The following is a 22,393-nucleotide window of genomic DNA, read 5'->3' on the forward strand; positions in this document are numbered from 1 at the left end:
CCTGAGCCCTCGGCAGGGAAGCTCTCTCTTTAGCTCGGCCACTGTCAGCCATCGGTGTTGGGGACCACCCCATGCCCTTCTTCGATCCCGACAGCTGTCGCGCTATGCGCCGGGACGAGCCAGTTCGAGAACGCGTCCAGATAAAGATAGATCACCGGCGTCGTGAACAGGGTCAGCAACTGGCTGACGAAGAGACCGCCGACCATGGCGTAGCCGAGCGGCTGGCGGATCTCCGAGCCCGTGCCGTGGCCGAGCATCAGCGGCACGCCACCAAGAAGGGCAGCCATGGTCGTCATGAGGATCGGGCGGAAACGGAGCAGGCAGGCGCGGCGGATAGCCTCCAGCGAGGACAAGCCTTGCTCGCGCTCGGCGGCGATCGCGAAGTCGACCATCATGATGCCGTTCTTCTTCACGATGCCGATCAGCAGGATGAGGCCGATCAGCGCGATTAGGCTGAAATCGAAGCCGAAGAGCAGCAAGGTCGCAAGAGCGCCGACACCGGCCGAAGGCAGGGTCGAGAGGATGGTAAGGGGGTGAATGTAGCTCTCGTAGAGGATTCCGAGGATCAGATAGACCACGACCAGCGCCGCAGCGATCAGCAGCGGCACCGAGGAGAGCGAGTCCTGGAAGGCCTGCGCCGTGCCCTGGAACGACGTGGTGATCGTGGCAGGTAAATCCATCGCATTTTCCAGGCTGCTGATGGCAGCCGTCGCCTGCCCGAGCGCGATGCCCGGCGCCAGGTTGAAGGAGATGGTCACCGCCGGGAACTGGCCCTGGTGGTTGATCGCCAGCGGCTGCGCCGGGACCGTGCTCCATGTGGCGATGGCTGCGAGCGGTACGTTGGCGCCCGTGGTCGCGGAGCGCAGATAGATCTGATCGAGCGTCGCGATTTTCTGCTGCAGCGCGGGCAGCACCTCGAGAACCACATAGTAGGTTGAGAGCTGCGTCGCGTAGCTGGCGATCTGGCGTTGCCCGAAGGCGTCGTAGAGCGTGGCGTCGATGACGTCCGGCGTCAGGCCATAGCGCGCGGCCTGGTCGCGATCGATCGTCAGGGTCAGGGTGGAGCCCGATGCCTGCTGGTCGGAGGCTATGTCGCGCAGCTCCGGCATCGCCTTCATCCTGGCGAGCAGCTTGGGAGCCCATTCGTCGAGCTGGGCGACGTCGGTCCCCTGGAGGGTGAACTGGAATTGCGTGCGCGAGGGCCGGCCGCCGACGCGCACATCCTGCGCCGCCTGAAGGTAGAGGCTTGCGCCTTCCAGCCCGCCGGTCTGCGCGCGCAGCCGGCGGATCACCTCGTCGGCCGAGTCGGTACGCGCCTCGCGCGGCTTCAGCGTGATGTACATCAGGCCGTCATTGAGGGTGCCCCCGGATCCGCCCATGCGCATCGCCATATGGTCGACAGCGGGGTCCTTGAGCACGATGGCGCCGACCTCCTCCATATGGCCGGCCATGGCCGCGATGGAGGTGTCCTGCGCGGTCTCGATCACACCGGTGATCAGACCTGTATCCTGCTGCGGAAAGAAGCCCTTCGGAATGATGACGAACAGGTAGACGGTCAGCGCGAGCGTCGCGAAGAACACCATCAGCGTGGCAAATCGGAAGCGCAACGCAACGTCGAGGCTGCGCTCGTAAGCGCCGGCAAGCGCCCGGAACATTCTGTCGCTGGCCTGATAGATTCGGCCGTGATGCACTTCGCGGAGCGGCTTCATGAAGCGCGACGCCATCATCGGCGTCAGCGTCAGCGAGATCACCGCGGAAGCCATGATGGCCATCGCCAGCGTGACCGAGAATTCGCGGAAGAGCCGGCCGATGATACCGCCCATCAGCAGCAGCGGGATCAGCACGGCCACCAGGGAGATCGAGATCGACAGGATGGTGAAGCCGATCTCGCTCGCGCCCTTGATGGCGGCGGCCATCGGCTCCTCGCCGTCCTCGATATGGCGCGTGATGTTCTCCAGCATCACGATGGCGTCGTCGACCACGAAGCCGACAGCGATGGTCAGCGCCATCAGCGAGAGGTTGTCGAGGCTGTAGCCGGCGAACCACATCAGGGCGCAGGCGCCGAGCAGCGCGAGCGGCACCGTCAAAGACGGGATGATGGTGGCCCAGAGGCTGCGCAGGAAGACGAAGATCACCAGAACAACCAGGGCGATCGTGACCAGCAGCGTAAACTGGACGTCCTTGACCGCCGCGCGGATCGTCTGCGTCCGGTCGGACAGCACGCCGATCTTGATGCCGGGCGAGATGCCGGCAGTCAGGTGCGGCAGAGCTTCCATGACCTTGTCGACGGTGGCGATGACATTGGCCCCCGGCTGCTTGAAGATCACCAGGAACACGCCGGGCTTGCCGTCGGCCCAGCCGGCTTGCGTATCGTCGAGCGGAGCGCTGACCGCCTGGCCGATGTCGCGCACGCGCACGGGGTTGCCGTCGCGATAGGCGATGATCACGTCGTTCCAGTTCTTGGCGTCGGTGAGCTGGTCGTTGGCGTAGATCGTGTAGGCGCGGGCGCTGCCGTTGATGGTGCCTTTCGGGCTATTGACCGTGGTGACGGAGAGCGGTGTGCGTATGTCTTCCAGGGATAGCCCGCGCGCGACCAGCTTCGCCGGTTCGACCTGGATGCGGATCGAAGGCGTCCGCTGGCCGCCGACATTGACCTGGCCCACGCCTCCGATCTGGCTGATCGCCTGGGCGAGCTTGGTGAGAGCCTCGTCGGAGACCTGAGTGAGCGGCAAGGTATCGGATGTGGCGCTGAGCAGCAGGATCGGCGAGTCGGCCGGATTGACCTTGCGATAAGTCGGCGGACTCGGCAGGTTTTTGGGCAATTGGCCGGAGGCCGCATTGATGGCGGCGAGCACATCCGCGCCGGCGCCGTCGATATTGCGCGAGAGATCGAACTGGAGAGTGATCTGGGTCGAGTTGGCCTGGCTCGACGAGGTCATCTCCGCGACGCCCGGGATCAGAGCGAACTGGGATTCCAGCGGTTGCGCGACGGTTGCGGCCATGGTTGCGGGATCTGCGCCGGGCAGGTTGGCCGAGACCTGGATCGTCGGGAAATCCACCTCCGGCAATGGCGCGACCGGCAGTTGCGGATAGGCGACGACCCCGACGAGCAAGAGGCCGGCCATCAGCAGCGAAGTGGCGACCGGGAAACGGATGAAGGGCGTGGAGATTCTGCTGGCCATAGCTCAGTCCGCCTTCTTGGCTGAGGCCGGGGATATTTCTGCAGACGCGTTCGAGGCGGTTGGCGCTTGAGTCTCGGGACGCATCGGCCTGGCATCGACCAGGGTGCCTTCCTGCAGGCGGGACTGGCCGGCGACCACGACCCTCTGCCCGACGCCGAGCCCGGACACGACCACCGCACGCTCATCGTCGCTGGCACCCAGTTGGATCGGCCGGGCGCTCACCTTGCCGTCGTCGCCGATGACATAGGCGAACAGGCCGTCGGGGCCGTGCATCACCCCATTCATGGGAATGAGGACTACCCGCTTGAGCGTATCGATCCGCATCCGCGTGTCGACCGAAAGCCCCGGCCAGAGTGCGTTGTCCTGGTTGTCGAAGCGGGCTTTCAGGCCGATCGTGCCGCTGGCGAGATCGACGGTGTTGTTGATGGCGACGAGCTGGCCGCGCGCCAGCGTCCGCCTGCCATCCGAGGAGATCGCGTCGACCGGGACCTGTCCGCCGTCGAAGGCCTTGGCGATCGCCTGGAGACGGTCCTGCGGCGCGGTGAATTCGACCGCGATCGGCTGCAACTGGGCGATGGTGACGATTCCGGTCGAATCGGCGGCATGGACGATGTTGCCGGGATCGATCAGTCGAAACCCGACCCGGCCGGTGATCGGCGAGCTGATCGTCGTATAGTCCAGATTGACCTTGGCGCTATCGATGGCAGCCTGGTCGCCCTGGATTTGCGCCCTGAGCTGTTCGACTTGCGCCTGCTGCGTGTCGAGATTCTCGCGCGACTGGAAGTCCTTTGCGGCGAGTGATTGGTAACGCTCGAGAATGAGCTGGTTATTCTTCAGATTGGCCTGATCCTGGGCCTTCTTGGCGACGGCCTGGTCGAAAGCAGCCTGGTAGGGGCGCCGATCGATTTCGACCAGAGGATCGCCCTCGCGAACGATCTGGCCTTGCCTGAACAGTACCTTGGTGATCGCGCCGTCCACCCGGCTCTTGACCGTCACGGTCTTGAAGGCCGAAACCGTGCCGATGCCGCGGACATAGACAGGATAGTCCGCTTCGCCGACATCGGCGTAGGTGACGGGCACTCGCTGCGCCGCGGCCGTCCCCGTCCCGGCGCCGCCGGTCGAGGCGTGGCCTCTCAATTCGCGCCAGCCCTGATAGCCAAGGATCGCAATCGCCAGCAGGGCGACAAGCAACCACGCACCGCGGGGTCGCTTGCGCCCATTCTTCCAGTTCTCGACCATGCTCGCATCCGCCGAAAGACGAAAGCGTCACCCCCGTGGCGCCGCAGCGATGCCCCTCGCGACTGCGCGGGAACAACGCGGCGGCGGCCGGCGGGTTTCCGGGATTACAGGGCCAATCTGCGCACCAATCCGTGACCGCTCGAGACGGAGATTCCGGCGCAGAGCCGGAAAGCGGCGCGGAGCGCCATAAAATGCTGTAAAGGCAGCGTGAACGTAGCGATTGCAACGCTGCCCAATTCGCCGCCGGCCTTTTGTCCGGCCGAATGCGCTCTCGATCTTGTGACGCCGGCGATGAAGCGGGGCACTGGCAATCCGGTCCTCCGGCGGGGCGATCCAGCGCCGCGGCGGTCGGGGGCCATGCGCAGGTCCCATTGCGGCATCGCACTCTCGGATCGGCCGCAAGCTCTCGTCTGCGCCAAGCGAGCGCTCATGCCCTGTTCTGCGCGGTTTCGATTGAAGCCGGGCGCACGCGCAGCGCGAGCATCTGGAGCCGGTCCGGGCTGGCGCTGGGCCCGACATAGATGTTGAAGGCGCCGGGCTCGAGAAGCGGTTCGAGATCGGGGCCAAGAAAGCAAAGCTGGTCGGTGGAGAGGATGAAGCGCACCGTCTTCGTCTCACCCGGGGCGAGCGCCACCTTCGTGAAATCCTTCAATTCGAGCGAGGGCCGCGTGATCGATGAAACCACGTCGCGAATGAAGAGGAACACCGTGCTCTCGCCGGCCATCGCTCCCGTATTCTTGATGTCGACCAGGATCTCGGTGCTCTCGCCCGGCGCGATCGTCCATTTGGTCGCGCGCGGATTGGTCAGCAGGAAGGTGGTGTAGGAGAGGCCGTGGCCGAACGAGAAGCGGGGCTCATTCGGCACATCGAGATACTTGCTGGAAAAATGCTCGTTCTCCAGCCTTGGTCGGCCTGTCGGGCGTTCGGCAAAGAAGATCGGAATCTGTCCGACATCGGCCGGCCATGACATCGAGAGCCGACCGTCAGGGTTATGCGAGCCGCTCAAAACGTCCACGATGGCGCCAGCGGCTTCGCAGCCGGGATGCCAGACCGCGAGAATGGCCTTTGCCCGCTCCGCCAGCCAACTCGGCAGGATCAGCGGCCGACCCGAAAACAGCAGGACGACGACCGGCTTGCCGGTTCCAAGGAGCGCGCGCGCCAGGTCCTGCTGGGGCTCGGGTATTCCGGGGTAGTCCCGACTGCTGGCTTCGCCGGCCATTTCCATGGTTTCGCCGAGGCAAAGGAGGAGAACCTCGCTGCGCCGTGCATCCTGCCGAGCGACTTCCAGACCGGTTGCGCTCAGTCGTTCGACTTCGCTGCCGGCCGCGACCGAGATCGCGGCCTTGGGGAAGGCCGCCTTCACCTGATCGACGAAGGTGGCGATGCGCTGGACGGCATCCGGCCCTGAGGTTCCTCCCGCGAGATCCCCGAACGGGCCGATGATCGCCAGCGACCTGAGGCTTTTCTTGAGCGGCAGCGTGTTCTCCAGGTTAGTCAGGAGAACGATCGACTTGCGCGCGGCTTCCCGCGCCAGCGCGCGTCTGGCGGTTTGGACGCGGACTGCCGCGACTGCCTCGGGCGAGCCACATCGACGATAGGGATTGTCGAACAGGCCAAGGCGCAGCTTGAGCAGCAGCACGCGCCGTACGGATTCGTCGATCGTCGTCATGGTGACGAGGCCGCGATCGAGCGCTTCGGGCAGGCCGTCGAAATACGCGCCCTTGCCCATCATGTCGATGTCGACGCCGGCGTTCAGCGCAAGCGCCGCAGCCTCGGCCAGATCTGCCGCTACACCATGCACCAGCAGCTCGGCAACCGAGCTCCAATCGCTGACCATCACCCCTTCGAAGCCCCAGCGCTCGCGAACCAGCCGCCGCAGGAGCCGCGTGTGGATCGACATCGGTGTCCCGTTGAGGTCGATGAAGGCCGGCATGATGCAGGCGACGCCGGCCTCGACCGCTGCCTTGAAAGGGGGCAGGTAGACTTCGTGCAGCAGCCGTTCCGACATATCGACGGAGGCGTATTCCCGCCCGGCGCGGACAGCTCCATAACCGGCCAGGTGCTTTGCCGTCGCGGCGATCGCCGTCGGCGCGGCAAGGTCGGTCATCTGGTAGCCGCGTACCTTCGCCTGCGCGACCCGCCGGCCGACGAGAGGATCTTCGCCCGGCCCCTCGAGGGTGCGGCCCCAGCGCGGATCGCGGGCGATGTCGATCATAGGTGCGAAAGTCAGGTCGATACCCTCTACGGCGCATTCCTGCGCGGCGACGCGCGCCGTTGCTTCCCAGAGCGCCGGATCGAAGGCGGCCGACTCGCCGAGAGGGATGGGGAAGATCGTCCTCAGCCCGAAGAGAACGTCGAGCGAAAACAAGAGCGGGATCTTGAGGCGCGAGCCTTCGACGGCTTGCCGCTGCGCGTCCCGGATGCGGTCTGGCCCGACGAGGTTCAGAAGGCTGCCGACCTCGCCGTTCTTGATGGCATCGGAGGTGACGGGAGCGGATGCGGGGCCTGTCTGAACCAATTCCCCGCTGAGCATGGTGAGTTGCCCGACCTTCTCCTTCAGCGTCATGGCGCCGATGAGCTTTTCAATATCCGGACGGTCGAAAGGTGCTTTCATCGATCACCTCCGAAGCGCGATCTCACACCGGCGCTCATTGCACCGGTTGGCTGGCGTACTGCTGGCACAGCGCGCCTTCACCGGCAGCTCGGATACGGCAGAGTCCAGAGCCGTTCGCATCCGCCAATCCCAGCGCCCGAAGCCGGTCGCTTCTCCAATCCGGAACGGCCCAGAGGCACTCAACGCTGGATAAAAACCGGGGGAGCGTCAACAACAGATCGCGAGGCTGCTCTGATCCCATCTCTACCGGCGCTTCGAGAGGGGGCGGAGCCAAGCGGGCCTTTCTCGACGCCGTCGCAGGAGAGTGCCCTGCGCGCGGCTGCTGCTTCGTTGCGACGCCGAATTGCGGCTTGAGATGTTGTCATGAGAGCCTGAGTTTGTCACCGCGCAATTAAATAATTCAATTACTTAGACGAGACGGGGCATCGTAGTCCGTCACGGTGGAGCGTTGAAACTGTCACCCGCGATCGGTGCCTCGGGCAAAAAAAGGCCCCGGTGAGCGCCGGGGCCGCTAATGAAGCGGAATGTCGGGAAGGTGGGAGGCTGCGGCCGTTGCGGGGCGCTCGCGAAACAAGCCCTTCTGCGACGGGACGCATGCCGCTATCAAATTCCATGCGAAGTGATGGCAGTCTGTGCAAGCTTCGCCGTCGTACAGGCTTTCGGAGTAGCCCGTGAAAAATCCCTACGAGGTTCTGGGTGTCGCCGCGACGGCCTCCGCCGCCGAGATCCAGAGCGCCTATCGCAAGCTGGCGAAGAAGCTGCACCCGGATCTCAATCCCGGTGACAAGGCGGCCGAGGAGAAGTTCAAGGAGGTTGCGGCCGCCAATGACCTGCTCAGCGACGCCGACAAGCGCAAGCGCTTCGATGCCGGCGAAATCGACGAATCCGGCGCCGAGCGGCCGCAGCACCACTACTACCGGGACTACGCGACCTCGGACCAGGGCGATCGTTATGCGGACGCCGCCGGCTTTTCCGATTTCATGGATCAGGACGACGCCTTCGCCGAGCTGCTGCGCCGCAGCCAGCAGGCGCGGGCGAACCGCCGCGGGCAGGACCTGCACTACCATTTGGCGGTCGACCTGGTGGATTCGATCACCGGCGCGACCAAGCGACTGACGCTGCCGGATGGCGGCACGATCGATGTGAAGATCCCGGCCGGCCTGGTCGACGGCCAGACGCTGCGCCTCAAGGGCAAGGGCGCTCCCGGGTCCGGCAAGGGTGGGCCGGGGGATGCCCTGATCGAGGTCGAGGTCCGGCCCGATCGCCGCTTCACCCGGGACGGCGACGACATCACGCTGGAGCTGCCGATCTCGCTGACGGAGGCGGTCCTCGGGGGACAGGTCCGGGTCCCGACGCCGACAGGCGACGTGACGATGTCGGTGCCCAAGGGCTCGAACACTGGCACGAAGCTCAGGTTGCGCGGCAGGGGCGTGCCGCGGCGCGAGGGAGGCCAGGGCGACCAGTTCGTCCAGCTCAAGGTGGTCCTGCCGAAATCGCCCGATCCGGAGCTGGAGAGCTTCGTGTCGGGCTGGAAGGATAAGGATTATGATCCGCGTGAGGGCAGGGCGTGATGAGGATGACCAAGCAGGAATTTCTCTCCTCGGCGGGAATCCAGGTCCAGGTGCTGGAGCTCTGGCTGGAGCAGCGCTGGCTGATCCCGGAGGAGGCCGAAGCGGGGCTGCTCTTCAGCGAGATCGAGTTGGCGCGCGCGCATCTGATCCGGCAGCTCAAGGACGATCTCGGCGCCAATGACGAGGGCATCGACGTGATCCTGCATCTCGTCGACCAGATTCACGGGCTGCGGCGTGTGCTCGGCGAGCTGCGCGAGGAGATCAAGGGGCGGTGAGGGGCAGGACAGCGCTTGTTGGTGCGCCGGGGAGGTCTGGGATGAACGAAGCTCTGATAGCCCATCAGGAGCGCGGCAATATCGACGCTCTCGTCCTACGGGCGCTGGTTCGCAAGCTGGTCGCGAAGGGCCTGCTGAGCGAGGACGATGTCCGCGCGCTGCTTTTCGACGTGGCGAAGCGGATGAACGAAGTCGGCAGCGAGCAGACCGATCTGGAGGCCCGGAACATGGTCAACGAGGATCTGGCGCCGGCCTTCCTGGGGCCGTCTTAGGCGCCACGCTCCGCTGGGTTTTCGACGTGGCGATAGCGCTGCCTGATGGCGTGGCTCGGGCCGCTGCCCTCGGATGCGATGAACTGGAAGGGCGGGTATGTCCGTTGATCGAAACCAGGCTGGCATGGAGCCCGCCGCCGATGCCGAATTCGGCCCATCGCTGGCTGGCGCGTCACGGTCGACGAGGACGATCTGGAACTGGCCTGAGCGCCCGGCGGTTATCGCTCCGACCCGCTGTGGCGGGCGGGGCCCCGATCACTCGGCACGGGACTCGACGATGGACAGGTTTCAACCCAGGAGGAAGGCGATGAAGGACAGGATCAAGGAAGGCATGGAGGTCATCGGGGCCGACGGTGTTCATGTCGGTTCGGTCGACCGCGTCGAGGGCGAGCGCATCAAGCTCAAGAAGAGCGATTCTTATGGGCGGCATGAAGGCCATCATCACTATATCGAGCTGGGCTTCGTCGCGGGCGTCGAAGGCAACAATGTGCGCTTGTCCGCCAATGCGGACATCGCCGTGACGCTTGAGGAAGAGCCCTCCGGCAAGCCAGTGAACCTCTGACGCTTCCGGCCGCGATCCTCGCGCGCGGGTGATCGCGGTCGTCTTGTCCGGGAAATGGATAGCTCCGATGCAGCGATGCGATCTCTACCTAAACGCCAAGAAGCCTGCGATCGGGTTCTGCGTTGCCAGCGGCGCGCAACTGCCGGACTTTGTCGGCCCCAAGGAATGGCTTTTCGACGGGACTGCTGCCGCCGACCTGTTGCCGCCAAGCGTGATCGAAGGCGTCGCCGGCGCCGGCCATGCTTTCCGCGACATGGATTGAGATTTGCCGCAGGCTTGGACAGTCTCTGCTTCATAACTACCCCGGCCCGGACGACCGGGACGCGCCCGCATCCAGCCTATCGAACGGTCGTCCATGGACACAGGTCTTCCCACAGTGGTGTCGCAACCGGTATTTGCGACGCTGACGCGCTCGGCGATCTTCCTGGTCGTGACGATCAATCCGGGTAGCGAGGCGGAGGTCGCCGTGCGCGGCCTCTGCGCCGATTTGTCCGGGCTGCTGCGAGCGGTCGGTTTCCGCGATCTCCAGGGCAACCTGTCCTGCGTCATGGGGATCGGCTCGCAGGCCTGGGACCGGCTCTTCGACGGGCCGCGGCCGAGGGAGCTACATCCGTTCAAGGAGATTCGCGGCGTGCACCACGCGGTCTCGACGCCGGGCGACATCCTGTTCCATATCCGCTCGACCAGGCGGATGGACCTATGCTTCGAATTGGCCCGGCAGATCATGATCCGGCTCGACGGCGCGGTCACGGCCGTCGACGAGGTCCACGGCTTCAACTATTTCGACGATCGCGACCTGATCGGATTCGTCGACGGCACGGAAAACCCGAGCGGGCCGGATGCTGCCGCGGCCACGCTGATCGGCGACGATGATGCGGGCTTCGTTGGCGGCAGCTATGTCATCGTCCAGAAATACCTGCATGACCTCGCCGGCTGGGAGAAGGTGCCTGTCGAGGAGCAGGAGAACATCGTCGGTCGCCACAAGCTCTCGGATATCGAGCAGCCGGAGGCGCTGAAGAAGCCCTATGCCCACAACGTCCTGACCAGCATCACCGAGGATGGCGAGCCGGTCGACATCCTCCGCGACAACATGCCTTTCGGCCAGGCCGGAACGGGCGAGGCGGGGACCTATTTCATCGGCTATGCGCGCACGCCGCGGCGGATCGAGCGCATGCTGGAGAACATGTTCGTGGGCGCGCCGCCGGGCAATTACGACCGCCTGCTCGATTTCAGCCGCGCCGTCACCGGCTCGCTCTTCTTCGTGCCGACCGCGACCTTCCTGGACGGCGTCACGCCGGAGAAGGCCGAGCCGGCACCGGCCCCCGTGTCGTCCGAGCCGTCTGCGGCCGTATCTCCACCCAAACTTCCCGGCGACGGCTCGCTTGGCATCGGTTCCCTGAAGGAAGAGGCAGGCCATGAATAATCTGCACCGGGAGCTCGCTCCCATCTCGGACGCCGCCTGGGCTGAGATCGAGGAGGAGGCGTCGCGCACCTTGAAGCGTTATCTCGCGGCGCGCCGCGTCGTCGATGTCGACGGCCCGAAGGGCACGGCCTATGCAGCCGCCGGGACGGGGCACACCCGCGCGATCGAGGCGCCGGGTGCGGGCATCCGCTCGCTTCTGCGCGAAGCTCAGCCGCTGGTCGAGTTGCGCGTGCCGTTCACGCTGACGCGGGATGCGATCGACGATGTCGAGCGCGGCTCCGACGATTCGGACTGGCAGCCGGTCAAGGATGCCGCGAAGACGATCGCCTTCGCCGAAGACCGCGCCGTCTTCGAAGGCTATGCCGCAGCCGGGATCACGGGCATCCGCAAGGGCAGCAGCAACGCCGCGGTGCCCCTGCCGGCCGCTCTCGACGATTATCCCGAGGCGGTCGCCAGGGCGCTGAACGACCTCAAGCTCGCCGGCTGCAACGGCCCCTATGCGCTGGTGCTGGGCGGCGAGGCCTATCGCGCGGCGAGCGGGGGCAACGAGGAGGGGTACCCGATCTTCCACCATCTCGAGCGCATCGTCGGTGGCGGGGTGATCTGGGCGCCGGCGATCGAAGGCGGCTTTCTCGTAACCACGCGCGGCGGCGATTTCGAGCTCGATCTCGGCCAGGATATCGCGATCGGCTATCTCGGCCACGATGCCAAGACGGTCGAACTCTACCTGCAGGAGAGCTTCACCTTCCGCGTGCTCACATCCGAGGCCGCTGTCGCGCTGATCCAGCCGAACCCATGACGCCCACGGACGACCATCACGTCGTCATCGTCGGCGCCGGCTTCGGTGTGGTCTCGAGGCCGCGCGCAATCTCGCCAGCGCGCTGGTCAGGATCACGATGATCGACCTTCTGCATGAGCTTGCTCCTGGCGTTCAGAGCGATCGACTAATCGCTCCACGTGTTGGCGGTCCGAGCTCATATCAGCTGTCTGATCGCGCTGGGCTTGTTAGCGTCGACCGAACCAACGCATTGCATTCGTCCTAATCACGAGGCTCGCGGCATCGCCCGGAGCCAAGCCGCGGAGCGTGTCCGGCGGCACGGAGGCAACGATCGCACTACCGTCAGGCAATCTGCCATGCAGATTGGCGATGGAGCCTTGATAGGAAATTTGCTCGACCGTCGCCTTGAGTGTGTTGGCCTGGCCGGCATCCGTGACCGAAATGGCCTCGGGACGAAGCAGGACCTCCCCTTCGTCTCCAGGAGAGCCGCCCACGCCATCGGCCTGCAATTCGACTGTGAGGCCGGCGGTGAGGACAATCGATACATGCGCCTCCTTCCGGTCGGCGATATGGCCGGGGAGAAAATTCGCTCGACCGATGAAATCGGCGACGAAGCGGTTCGCTGGCTTTTGGTAGATCTCGCTCGCATTGCCGAGTTGCTGGAGTTCGCCATCCTTCATGACGGCGATGGTATCAGCGATGCTCATTGCTTCGGTTTGATCGTGGGTGACGAAGATCGACGTCAGGCCGAACTCGCGCTGCAGCCGCGACATTTCAAGGCCGGTGCTTTCACGCAGCTTGGCGTCGAGATTTGAGAACGGTTCGTCGAGCAGCAGGATCGAGGGGTTGATTACCAGCGCGCGCGCCACCGCGACCCGCTGCTGCTGGCCGCCGGAAAGCTGCCGGGGGAGCCGGTCCGCAAGCCCTGAAAGCTTGAGCTTGTCGAGCATGACGCCGATCCGCTGCTCACGCTCCGCCCGCGCCACACCACGCCTGCGCAGCCCGAAGGCGATGTTCTCGGCCGCGCTCATATGGGGAAACAGCGCGTAGTTCTGGAAAACCAATCCCGTATCGCGCTTGTGGGCCGGCATCCGGGTGATGTCGGAACCGCCGGCCCGGATCGAGCCGGACGTCGGCTCGATGAAGCCTGCGACCATGCGCAGGGTCGTTGTCTTTCCGCAGCCCGAGGGGCCCAGCAACGCCAGCATCTGGCCCTGCGGAACCTTCGCGCTCAGATCGGCGACCGCGACCGCGGAGCCATAGGTCTTGCGCAGGTGATTGATCTCGATGTCCATGATCAGGTCCGGGAGCGCCCGAGGGAGCTCGACAAATGGTAGAGAAGCATGAAGCCAAGCGTGGCGAGCACGAGGAGGCCGGAGACCGCCGCAACCGAGGGCTCGAAGCCGAGTTGCACCGCAGAATAGATGGTCACGGGGAGCGTCGGAGCGCCCGGCTCGGCCAGGAACAGCGCGAGCACCACCTCGTCGAAGGAGGTGATGAAGGCGAGGACCGTTCCGGCGACGATGCCCGGCCGAACGACCGGCAGGACGACGAGGAAGAAGGCGACGACCGGCGAGGCTCCGAGATTGCGAGCGGCTTCCTCCAGGCTGCGGTCGAAGCGGCGCAGCACCGGCAGGGAGACGCGCAGCACATAGGGCGTGCAGACGATGACATGCCCGGCGACGAGCTTCCACGAACCAACCAGAAGCCCGGTGCGGGTGAAGAACAGCGTCAATCCAACGGCAAGCACGAGCGTAGGCAGGATCAGCGGCGACAGGAACACCGCTTCCAGCAGCCGTCGGCCCGGAAAGTCGAAGCGCGTCAGCGCATAGGCCGCCGATACCCCCAACGTGCAGGCGATGATCGCGCTGACCACGGCAATCCGGAGGCTGACCATCAGCGCCGTCAGATAGCGCGTGTCATGCAGCGCAGCCCCATACCATTTCAGCGTCAGCCCCTGTGGCGGGAACGCTAAATAGCCGGTGTCGCCCAGCGGAGCAGCGACGACGACGAGGATCGGAAGCAGCAGGTATCCGAAGGCCAGGACCGTCAGGACCAGCATGGCGATGCCGAGCGGAGAACGCAGGGAGATCGTCATCGCGATGGCTCCTTTTCACCGCGGCCTTCGAGCAAGGCGCCATAGGCCAGCGACACCGCTAGGACCACGACGAGCAGGATGGTCGCGAGAGCCGCTGCGAACGGCCAGTCCAGCAGTTCGACAGCCTGCTCGTAGATCGCCGTGGCCATGACGTTGGCGCGCGCGCCGCCGACCAGGCTCGGGGTCGCGAAGGCGCTGATGGCCAGGGAGAAGACGAGAAGCGAGCCTGCGACGATGCCGCCGCTTGCGAGCCGGAAGGTGACCAGCCCGAGCGCGACGCTCGGGCGCGCGCCCAGGCTCATCGCGGCATATTCGAGATCGCGATCGATCGATTTGAAGACCCCGTGCAGCGTCAGGATCATCAGTGGCAGCAGAACCTGCGCGAGGGCGATGATCACGCCGGCCATCGTGTACATGGTCTGCACCGGCTGGTTGACGAGCCCCAGTGCCAGCAAAGTCCGGCTCAGCAGCCCGTCGCGAAAGAACAGCACCATCCAGCCGAAGGAGCGCACGACGGCGCTGACCAGTAGCGGAAAGGTCGTCAGCAGCAGGAGAAAGCTCGCCCAGCGCGATTGGGAGCGCGCCAGCAGATAGGCCGTCGGAACACCCAGCAGGAGGGTGATGGCCGTGACGGCGAAGCCGAGCCAGAGCGTGCGGCCCAGCATTTCCCAGTAATAGGAATCGAAGATGAAGCGCTCGTACTGCGCGAGCGTGAAGCCAGCCTTCTCGGTGGCGCTCATCGCGAGCAGCGATGCCTGCGGCCAGATGAAGAAGACCGCATAGGCAAACGCGCAGGGAGCAAAGAGGAGGACGGGCGCGAAGCGCGCCACGCCCGAGCCTGAAGCGGCTGTCGTCACCGTGCGATCTCGCGGTTCCAGCGYTCGATCCAGCCRGCGCGCTTGGCGTTGATCTTGTCGCGGTCGAGCTGGACGAGCTTGTCCACCGCGGGAACTTCGGCCGCCAGATCCGCAGGCAGCTTGGTGTCGGGATTGGAGGCGGTCCAGCGCATCGTCCGAGCGATCTCGATCTGAGCTTCCGGCTTCAGCATCGCGTCGATCGCCGCACCGGCTACATCCGCGTTCTTGGTGCCCTTGGCGACGCAGGCGGTGATGTTGACGGCGGGGCTGCCCTCGACCGGAGTGGCGAAGGCGACGGGCAGGCCGGCCTGCTGCAGCTTGAAGGTGTTGCCGGTGTCGTAGGGCATGATCCAGATGTCGCCCTGCCCGAACAGGGTGGGAAGATCGGAAGCCGCCTTGAAGATCGTCTCGCCCTTGATCTTCTTCATCGCCTCGAAGCCGGGTTCGATATTGTCTTCGCTGCCGCCGAAAGCCTTGGCGAGCATCACCAGAAAGTCGACGCCGTAACCGTTGGTGATTGCCGGGAAGGCGATATGGCCCTTGTATTCGGGCTTCAGGAAATCCTTGTAGCTCGTCGGCGGCGTCTTGACCTTGTCCTTGTTGTAGACAATGCCCTCGGCGATGACGGCCCAGGTCACCCAGTGCCCCTCGGGGTCCTTCAGGGCGGACGGGATCCGGCTCAGGCGCGAGACGCCGGTCATCGGCTGGCTGAGACCCTCGCTCTTGGCGAAGGCTTCCTGGCCGCCGGAGAACTGGAACATGTCGATCTGAGGATTTCCGGCCTCCGCCTTCATGCGGGCGAGGGCGGCGGCCGACTGCATCGGCACCTGGGTCGATGACGCCCCGCTTTCCCTGTCGAAGGGCGTGAAGACGGCCGCCTGAATGATGTCCATGGTCGAGCCGCCGAAGCCCGAGCTTACGAGCTTGCGGCCGGCGAATGATTGCGCCTTTGCCGCACTCGGCACCCACGGGAGAGCGGCGGAGGCGGCGAGCGCCGCCATCGCCTGGCGTCGGCTGACGTGGCTGATACCCATGATGGTCCCCTGTTGTTGGGCCGGGTATCGAAACCCGGCCATGTTACCGAGTTCGCCTGCAGATCTAGGCCGCGTCGTATCCCTTGGTGCCGACCAGCTCGAAGACCTGATCGCCGTTGTAAATCGGCATATGTGGTCGGCGGATCGATCCGATCCAGGCCTTCTCGACCGGGCAGTGAACCTCCTCGACCACATCGCCGAAGAGATCGACGATATCGGCGAGATGCTGTCCTTTCACGACGTCGTCCCCGGGGCTGACCTTAGGGATGAACAGGCCGCCATGAGTGGCCTTGTGATGGATTGCATCGCCGCCGAGACGGAATTGCGCCGGAACGACCGGCTCGCCGGGCAGCATGCCACGGGCCTTGCAGACATTGAAGATCGCGAGCGTCAGCCGGTCCAGGTCTTCCGCCGTGACCCGTGCACCGCCGCCGCTCTCGACGATCAGCGAAGGCTTGCCGCTCTTCGTGTAATGGGTGAAATGGCAGCCGGAGAGGCCCTCTTCCAGCGAGTTCCAGACATTCGGAGCGCCGCAGGCGCGTCCGAGCCGCTCGGATTCCACGCCTTCAGCGGTCCCGTTGTTGTGGAACAGCGTGTAATGGCAGGTGATGGTGAGGTCGCCGCCGGAATGCAGATCCAGCATCGCATCCGAGTTCGCGAGCGACAGCTCAAGCAAACGATGGGCGAGCTGGTAGGTGTGATGGCCCTGGCGGTCGCCCGGGAAAACGCGGTTGAGATTGTAGCCGTCCTGCGGGGTCAGGCGATTGTAGCCGCGGAAGCCGAGCGGATTGGCGAGCATCAGGCAGATGACCCGCCCCGAAAGCTGGCTGAGATCGACCGTCTTCAGGAAGCGCTGGATCGCCAGCGGGCCGACCACCTCCGGGCCGTGGATGCAGGCCTGCAGCCAGAGCGTCGGGCCGTCCTTCTCTCCCTCGGCAATCAGCACCGGAGAATAGATGGGCCCGTCGGGATAGGAGCCGAGCTCGACATGGCCCTTGGTGATCTGCCCTTTGGCAGGCTTGGCGGTGCCGATCATCATCTGCTGCGCGCTCTCGTTGCTATCGTGCAGCGGCTCTCGCTGCTGCTATAAGAGAGCCCGAGGTACCATATATGTCAACACCGTTATCGCATATGGAACGGCCATGAGCTCGCTCGAAAATGGATTGCGCATCCTTTCGCTTCTCACCGAAGAACGGACGGTCCTGCGGGTTGGGGAAGTATGCCGCGAGCTCGACATGCCCAAGGCATCGGTGTCCCGACTTCTGAAAACACTGTCGGAAGCGGGGCTTCTAGAGCGCGAAGACCGTGATCAAGGATATGTCGCCGGAGGCCGCGCGCTGGACCTCGCTGCTCTCTATCTCGCTCGTCACAGCCTCCTGGATCTGGTTCGCGTTGCAATCGACGACCTTGTTCGCGAATTCGGTTTCACCGGACATGCAGGAATCGTGTCAGGCCACGAGCGCGTGCTGCTAGTCGCCCAGCAGGGCACCTATGCTTTGCAACACACCGGCGCTGTGGCTGAGCGCAAGCCGGCCTTCGACTCGATCATCGGCAGGGCGATCCTGGCGCGTTTGGATGACGATCGCGCCCTGTCGCAACTCGATGCGCAGGGCAAGCTGGGTTTGCGCGCGATGATGAGCGATCAGGAGGTCAGGGCGGAGTTCGCGGCCATCCGGAAAAATCGGATCGCTCGCTCATCGAGCCTTATCACGCCGGGTATTTCCTCGATCGGGGCAGCGATTGCAGATCCCGGCCGCGATGAGATCATGGGGCTCTGCCTGTCATTCCCGACAATTGCCGCTGACGATGCCGTGCAGGACCGGATTGCCGCGCGTGTCGCGCAGCATGCACATGCCATCGGCATTCGCATGCGGGACCCGGTCTGGTCGTAAAGGGCGCCGCGGGGCGAGAGCAGGCCGCTCGGAAGCGGCCGCTAAGAACGGAGTGGACCAAACGCGAGCATCGAGCGGGCGCAATTCCTGAGCACTTCGATGTGCGGCAGACTCCGGGTTTCGCTGTTCTCCGTTCAAGCTGGGACCGCTACAAAGTCGGATCTCAGCGGATCATTGGATTGCCCAAAGGGGGCGCCACATCAGTCAGGTCGCTGCAGCCGAAAAAGCTGAACGAGTTTCCCGTTGGAGTATGGGACCTGCGCTACCAGTTCACCATCAGGCACGCCGTTGCGCGACCATGACCTCAGGTATGGCACCTCATCCAGTCCGTCGCTGCGCGCGATCACGTGCGTCACCCCCTTCAGCGCGAGATACCTGAGCGCGGTCGCCTCATCGCTATGGGGAAGCCAGACAAAGTCTGCCTTCGCGTGGAACGCGAATGGGGTCATCGTATCGGCAATGGTGATCGGTTCGGATTTGCTTGCCAAGCTCATGGCAAGGGCCTTGACCGGTCGGAGCCCGTGCATCGAGGTCAGTTCCTTGATCGCGAACAGCGCCGCAGGCAGCATCATGGCCGCGAGCCCGAGGGCGATGCTGGCGGGTGCCACGCATGCCAGCCATCGCTCGGATCGCAGGTGCGGCGACAATGTCAGGCGCGCCCATTCGGCGAAGTGCCACAGGCCGGCGCTCGCCCAGATGCAGGAAACGGCGAGAAACAACACGAAGAACCGAGGGTGAGACGTGTAGTAGATGAAGAAGAGAGCAAACGAAGTGAGCGCGAGGAGCGCGATGAGATGCACCTCATCCACGAACTGACGGGGCCCCCACGGCCGTCCAAACAGACCTAGCATCGCAAGACCGAAGAGTGCCGGTGAACCGAACTCTACAGCGCCGCCGGTGAAAGCGGCCGCGCTCCGAAGGACATCGATCGTCTTCTTCGGGACGATCTTGAGATATTGCCTGAAATCGGGGCGGCCATTCTTGATGACGTCTATGTTGGGCCGGTTATAAGTGCCTTCGGCTTTCATCTCCGGATTGACCGCGAAGCTAGCCTCATATGTCGACATTCCGGACCGCATGCGGAGTTCCGTCGCCATGTTGAGTATGCTCTTGGTCTGCAGGGTCAATTCTCCAGTCTGCCGCGAAAGCCAGGTGACATACGGTAGAATGAATAATGCAAAGCAGCCGACCATCAACGCTGCGCGCGGGACATCTCGCAATACAGTCCGCACGAAAGGCAGGCGATCGGTCATGCCGCGCTGAAGGATGAGGAATGCGAGGCCGACCAGCATGAAAATCATCGCTTCGGGCCGCACGAGATACGCCAAACCATAGAGCAATCCCGCCGCAGCGGCAGGACGCAGGTCGGAGCGATCCGCCGCCCGCATCCCCGTCAAGACGGCGGCGAGAATAAGCGCCAGAAACAGGGGCTCGCAGTAGACCGTTGTCGAGAAGGTGACGAGGAACGGATGCAGGGCGACAATCGCAGCCGCGCCGAGCCCGATAGTCCGGCCGAACATCCGCTTCGCGATGCCGAACACCGGCAGCACGAGTAGAGCCCCAGACAGGATGTTGACGAGGCGCCCGGCCGCTTCCGCGGTGAATCCAAGCATTGAGATGTCGGCAATGAGGAGAGAAAAGAGGGGAGGGAAGAAGAGCTGGTCACCCGCCGTCGCAATCCCCTTGTAGCCCATGCCGCCGCGAATGTTTTCGGCGATCCGGGCGTATTCGGCGCCCTCTCCCTCGATCTCGCCGCTGAAGAATATGGCGCACAGGGCCCGCAGGATCAAAGCCGTTGCAAAGATCACTAGCAGTGTGCGCCGGTCTTGGAGGACGGTTGAGGCAAGCCGCCGCATCGGCCGATCGTGACGGTTCAGCATCGAAAGTCCATCCCCCGAGACTCTTCGCACGATACAACCAGCGCTGCGTCAGCTTCGCGCGACCATCACGATGCCGAAGACGATCAGCACGATGCCGCCCAACCGCTGATAGGTGATCTGATCTGCGAACAGCCACCAGCCGGCGAAGGTCGTCAGCGCAAACCCGACACCGACGAACGGGTAAGCCTGGGAGAGATCGATCCCCGCAAGCGCCCGAAGCCAGAGGATCGTGCCCACGCCGTAGAGCGCCAGCCCGATTGCCACGCCCGGCGTGGCGATGATCGCTAGAGGACCCAGGAGCATGCGGGCGGCGGCGGCCGGCTCCGAGGAGACGCCGAACTTGAATGCCACCTGTGCAACCGCGGACAGCGTAACGCTCACCAGCAGCAGCGCGATCGAGGTCGAGGACATAGCGATCCGTGTCCCCTATCGAGCGACGTGCTGAACCGAGGCTGCAGCCAGCACGACCGCCACGGTCGCGGCTGCGACCAGCCATGAAACCCAATCGCGCGCGGAGTAGACGATCGGATCGTCGTGCATATAGCTGCGCTCGGTCGCTAACCAAAGCCGGCACTGCCAAAATACCATTAGTGGAACGAGAGCCCAAAGCAGTTGGGGTGAGCGATAGCGCTCCAGGGCTGCCTCACTGCCGACAAAAAGCGCCAGGACGACGCCGGATGCGAACGTCGAGCCGACGCCAAACATCACGAGTAGCGATCGATCCGATGGATAGTAGCCGCGGCCTCCCACCTTCTGGCGGATTTGATCGGCCATGGCCTGGGTGGGAATCTCGGCGCACCGCTTGACCAGCGCGAGGCTCAGAAACGCGAACCCGGAAAATGCCAGCAACCAGAGAGTTACGTGGTGACCGGAGGCAATGCCTCCGGCGAGGACCCGCACCGTATAGAGCGCGGCGAGGATGAAGACATCGACCAACGGGTATCGCTTGAAGGAGAGCGAATAGCTCAACGAGACAACCGCATAAGCGGACAGGATCATGGCGCAGTTGGCCCACGTCGCCAGCGTAAAGCCGGTTGCCAGCAGCAGCAGGGACAGCGCGAAGCCGAAGGGGAGCGGCAGGCTGCCGCTCGCAAAGGGCCGCAGACGCTTGCGCGGGTGCTTCCTGTCCGCTCGGAGATCGAGGATGTCATTGACGATGTAGATCGCGGAGGCCGTCGCACACAGGGCCGCAAATACCAGCAGGGCACCGGATACGCTCTGCCAGTTGCCAAGATCGTGGGACGTCAGGAGTGGGACGAAAACGAGCAGGTTTTTCACCCACTGGTGGGGGCGCAAAGCACGTACTACAGCGTTCAGTCGCGAGGGAGGGGAGGGCTCGAACACGGTCGGCACGCGGCCCTCGCTGGTCAGCGTTCTGGCAACCGACCTTGGTGCATCGACCAGGATGGCTTGGTCGGCTTCACGCCAAACGGCGAGATCGGACCGGCTGTTTGCGGCGTAGTCGAAGCCCTTGCGACGGTATCGCCGAACAAGCTCACGTGCCTTCTCGGTGCCCTTCAGATTGCGGACGCCGTCGGATGCGATGACCTCGTCGAATATGCCGAGATGGTTGGCGACGGCCCTGGCGATGCGATCGTCCGCAGCGGTAACCAGAACGATCTTTCGCTCCGATTTCTTGGCCTCGACCAGATAGTCCAGCAGATCGGAGTTATAGGGGAGATGCTCCGGCGCAAAATCCGCCCGCATGGCAATGTCGCGCTTGAGCCCGGCCCGGCTAGGTTTTGCGAGTTGTCCCAGCACGACCGTTGCAAGGTCTTTCACCCCCAACGAGAGGGCCGTCTCCAACAATGTGTCGGTCCTGACGAGCGTGCCGTCGAGATCGACGCACAGTGGTACGGGTTTCGCTGGACCGCCTGCACCTTCGTTCGCACTGCTTGGATCGCCGTTCGCGACAGTTAAGCGCCTCTCAGGTGACACCGGTCGGGCTGTCGACATAGTGGAGCGCTCCCGAAGCGACGATCCGGTGCAGCGATACTGTCCTAGCCGGACGAATTGATTTCGTCACGATCGCGCAACAGGCCAACGCCATGAACGATGAAAAATCGCACAAGTCTTTTTCTTCCCAATTTCAAGCATACAGTTCGCCTTCGCGTCCAACAAGTCCCCGATTAAAGTAACATTAATCGGAGAAGCGATCTTGAATGAGCGGCAGGACGCTCAGCAGATCGCCGCGAACGTTCCCGCAGTTGTCGACTCTCGAATTGACGTAGAGAAACAGCACATCATCGTCTTGGCGGTCAATCCACGCATCCAAGATATAGGAACGGAGATCGGAGCGTTCGATCGAGTGCCAACCATATGACATGATTTTTGAGAGAAAATCATCGTTTTGAGATCGTTTTTGAAGAGGAAAACAACGTAATCGCTGACATTTTATCAATCATTAGTCGAGATTCGTCTTAATATTGCTGCGGCACTCTGGGGCATTTAACTGCGGTGATTCAAGAGCCACGTTGCGCCCCGATCACCGCAATTGCAACGGATACGCGAGCGGCGAAGACAATACCGACGATATAGAGCCACGGCGTCGAGAGTTGCTCCAGCGGTTGATCCAAACGCTGGTCAGGAGCTTGACCAGCATCCATGCCATGCCGAAGCTACCCGCCGGGCCAATCGCACTGCCGATAGTGAAGATCACCAGCCCCTCGCCTGGTGGTGACGCTCGGCTCAGCGCGGAATCAGATCTGTGATCGGA

At 64.0% G+C, this 22,393-nt stretch carries 20 protein-coding genes; 8 read left to right on the plus strand and 12 right to left on the minus strand.

Annotated features, from left to right (window positions below):
- Positions 1-44: 44 nt before the first annotated feature.
- The 3 genes from AC1DEZ_RS06035 to AC1DEZ_RS06045 all read right to left on the minus strand — a co-directional run bounded on the left by AC1DEZ_RS06035 (position 45) and on the right by AC1DEZ_RS06045 (position 7,035).
- Positions 45-3,182, minus strand: a complete 3,138-nt coding sequence (locus AC1DEZ_RS06035) for an efflux RND transporter permease subunit (RefSeq protein WP_476779025.1) — start codon at positions 3,180-3,182, stop codon at positions 45-47.
- A gap of 3 nt (positions 3,183-3,185) precedes the next feature.
- Positions 3,186-4,421 carry an efflux RND transporter periplasmic adaptor subunit gene (locus tag AC1DEZ_RS06040; protein ID WP_476779026.1) on the minus strand — a complete coding sequence of 412 codons (1,236 nt, stop codon included), beginning with the start codon at positions 4,419-4,421 and terminating at the stop codon, positions 3,186-3,188.
- 427 nt (positions 4,422-4,848) lie between these two features.
- Entirely contained in the window at positions 4,849-7,035 is a 2,187-nt protein-coding gene (locus tag AC1DEZ_RS06045) for a glycoside hydrolase family 3 N-terminal domain-containing protein (protein ID WP_476779027.1), read from the minus strand.
- A gap of 671 nt (positions 7,036-7,706) precedes the next feature.
- Here AC1DEZ_RS06045 and AC1DEZ_RS06050 point away from each other — a divergent pair.
- From AC1DEZ_RS06050 to AC1DEZ_RS06080, 7 genes are all read left to right on the plus strand, one after another.
- A complete protein-coding gene (locus AC1DEZ_RS06050; protein ID WP_476779028.1) occupies positions 7,707-8,606 on the plus strand; it encodes a DnaJ C-terminal domain-containing protein in 900 nt (299 codons plus the stop codon).
- On the plus strand, positions 8,606-8,881 hold the full coding sequence (locus AC1DEZ_RS06055; protein ID WP_476779029.1) for a chaperone modulator CbpM: 276 nt from the start codon (positions 8,606-8,608) through the stop codon (positions 8,879-8,881). The genes AC1DEZ_RS06050 and AC1DEZ_RS06055 overlap by 1 nt, the downstream gene beginning before the upstream one ends.
- Before the next feature lie 41 nt (positions 8,882-8,922).
- Positions 8,923-9,153: a hypothetical protein gene (locus AC1DEZ_RS06060; protein ID WP_476779030.1), complete on the plus strand. Its 231-nt coding sequence runs from the start codon at positions 8,923-8,925 to the stop codon at positions 9,151-9,153.
- Between the two features lie 307 nt (positions 9,154-9,460).
- Entirely contained in the window at positions 9,461-9,715 is a 255-nt protein-coding gene (locus tag AC1DEZ_RS06065) for a DUF2171 domain-containing protein (protein ID WP_441512199.1), read from the plus strand.
- Between the two features lie 28 nt (positions 9,716-9,743).
- Positions 9,744-9,977, plus strand: coding sequence for a hypothetical protein (locus tag AC1DEZ_RS06070; RefSeq protein ID WP_476779031.1), 234 nt, complete (start codon positions 9,744-9,746; stop codon positions 9,975-9,977).
- Between the two features lie 93 nt (positions 9,978-10,070).
- On the plus strand, positions 10,071-11,138 hold the full coding sequence (locus tag AC1DEZ_RS06075; RefSeq protein WP_476779032.1) for a Dyp-type peroxidase: 1,068 nt from the start codon (positions 10,071-10,073) through the stop codon (positions 11,136-11,138).
- Positions 11,131-11,937 carry a family 1 encapsulin nanocompartment shell protein gene (locus AC1DEZ_RS06080; RefSeq protein ID WP_476779033.1) on the plus strand — a complete coding sequence of 269 codons (807 nt, stop codon included), beginning with the start codon at positions 11,131-11,133 and terminating at the stop codon, positions 11,935-11,937. Before AC1DEZ_RS06075 ends, AC1DEZ_RS06080 begins: the two co-directional genes overlap by 8 nt.
- Positions 11,938-12,143: 206 nt before the next feature.
- Here AC1DEZ_RS06080 and AC1DEZ_RS06085 read toward each other — a convergent pair whose 3' ends face one another.
- The 5 genes from AC1DEZ_RS06085 to AC1DEZ_RS06105 all read right to left on the minus strand — a co-directional run bounded on the left by AC1DEZ_RS06085 (position 12,144) and on the right by AC1DEZ_RS06105 (position 16,944).
- Positions 12,144-13,211, minus strand: a complete 1,068-nt coding sequence (locus tag AC1DEZ_RS06085; RefSeq protein ID WP_476779034.1) for an ABC transporter ATP-binding protein — start codon at positions 13,209-13,211, stop codon at positions 12,144-12,146.
- 2 nt (positions 13,212-13,213) lie between these two features.
- Positions 13,214-14,014 carry an ABC transporter permease gene (locus AC1DEZ_RS06090; protein WP_441512203.1) on the minus strand — a complete coding sequence of 267 codons (801 nt, stop codon included), beginning with the start codon at positions 14,012-14,014 and terminating at the stop codon, positions 13,214-13,216.
- Positions 14,011-14,871 carry an ABC transporter permease gene (locus AC1DEZ_RS06095; protein ID WP_441512204.1) on the minus strand — a complete coding sequence of 287 codons (861 nt, stop codon included), beginning with the start codon at positions 14,869-14,871 and terminating at the stop codon, positions 14,011-14,013. Before AC1DEZ_RS06095 ends, AC1DEZ_RS06090 begins: the two co-directional genes overlap by 4 nt.
- Positions 14,868-15,905 carry an extracellular solute-binding protein gene (locus AC1DEZ_RS06100; protein WP_476779035.1) on the minus strand — a complete coding sequence of 346 codons (1,038 nt, stop codon included), beginning with the start codon at positions 15,903-15,905 and terminating at the stop codon, positions 14,868-14,870. The genes AC1DEZ_RS06095 and AC1DEZ_RS06100 overlap by 4 nt, the downstream gene beginning before the upstream one ends.
- Before the next feature lie 64 nt (positions 15,906-15,969).
- Complete coding sequence (locus AC1DEZ_RS06105; RefSeq protein WP_476779036.1) at positions 15,970-16,944, minus strand: succinylglutamate desuccinylase/aspartoacylase family protein; 975 nt, start codon at positions 16,942-16,944, stop codon at positions 15,970-15,972.
- 103 nt (positions 16,945-17,047) lie between these two features.
- On the opposite strand from AC1DEZ_RS06105, the gene AC1DEZ_RS06110 reads away from it, so the two are divergent.
- Positions 17,048-17,797: an IclR family transcriptional regulator gene (locus tag AC1DEZ_RS06110; RefSeq protein WP_441512207.1), complete on the plus strand. Its 750-nt coding sequence runs from the start codon at positions 17,048-17,050 to the stop codon at positions 17,795-17,797.
- A gap of 200 nt (positions 17,798-17,997) precedes the next feature.
- On the opposite strand, the gene AC1DEZ_RS06115 is transcribed toward AC1DEZ_RS06110, so the two are convergent.
- From AC1DEZ_RS06115 to AC1DEZ_RS06130, 4 genes are all read right to left on the minus strand, one after another.
- Positions 17,998-19,677: an ArnT family glycosyltransferase gene (locus tag AC1DEZ_RS06115; RefSeq protein ID WP_476779037.1), complete on the minus strand. Its 1,680-nt coding sequence runs from the start codon at positions 19,675-19,677 to the stop codon at positions 17,998-18,000.
- A gap of 48 nt (positions 19,678-19,725) precedes the next feature.
- Entirely contained in the window at positions 19,726-20,088 is a 363-nt protein-coding gene (locus AC1DEZ_RS06120) for a DMT family transporter (RefSeq protein ID WP_476779038.1), read from the minus strand.
- Between the two features lie 15 nt (positions 20,089-20,103).
- Entirely contained in the window at positions 20,104-21,633 is a 1,530-nt protein-coding gene (locus tag AC1DEZ_RS06125) for a UbiA family prenyltransferase (RefSeq protein ID WP_476779039.1), read from the minus strand.
- A 529-nt stretch (positions 21,634-22,162) separates the two neighbouring features.
- Positions 22,163-22,336, minus strand: a complete 174-nt coding sequence (locus tag AC1DEZ_RS06130) for a hypothetical protein (protein ID WP_476779040.1) — start codon at positions 22,334-22,336, stop codon at positions 22,163-22,165.
- Between the last annotated feature and the right edge of the window lie 57 nt (positions 22,337-22,393).

The organism is Allobosea sp. 10L422, assembly GCF_056395345.1.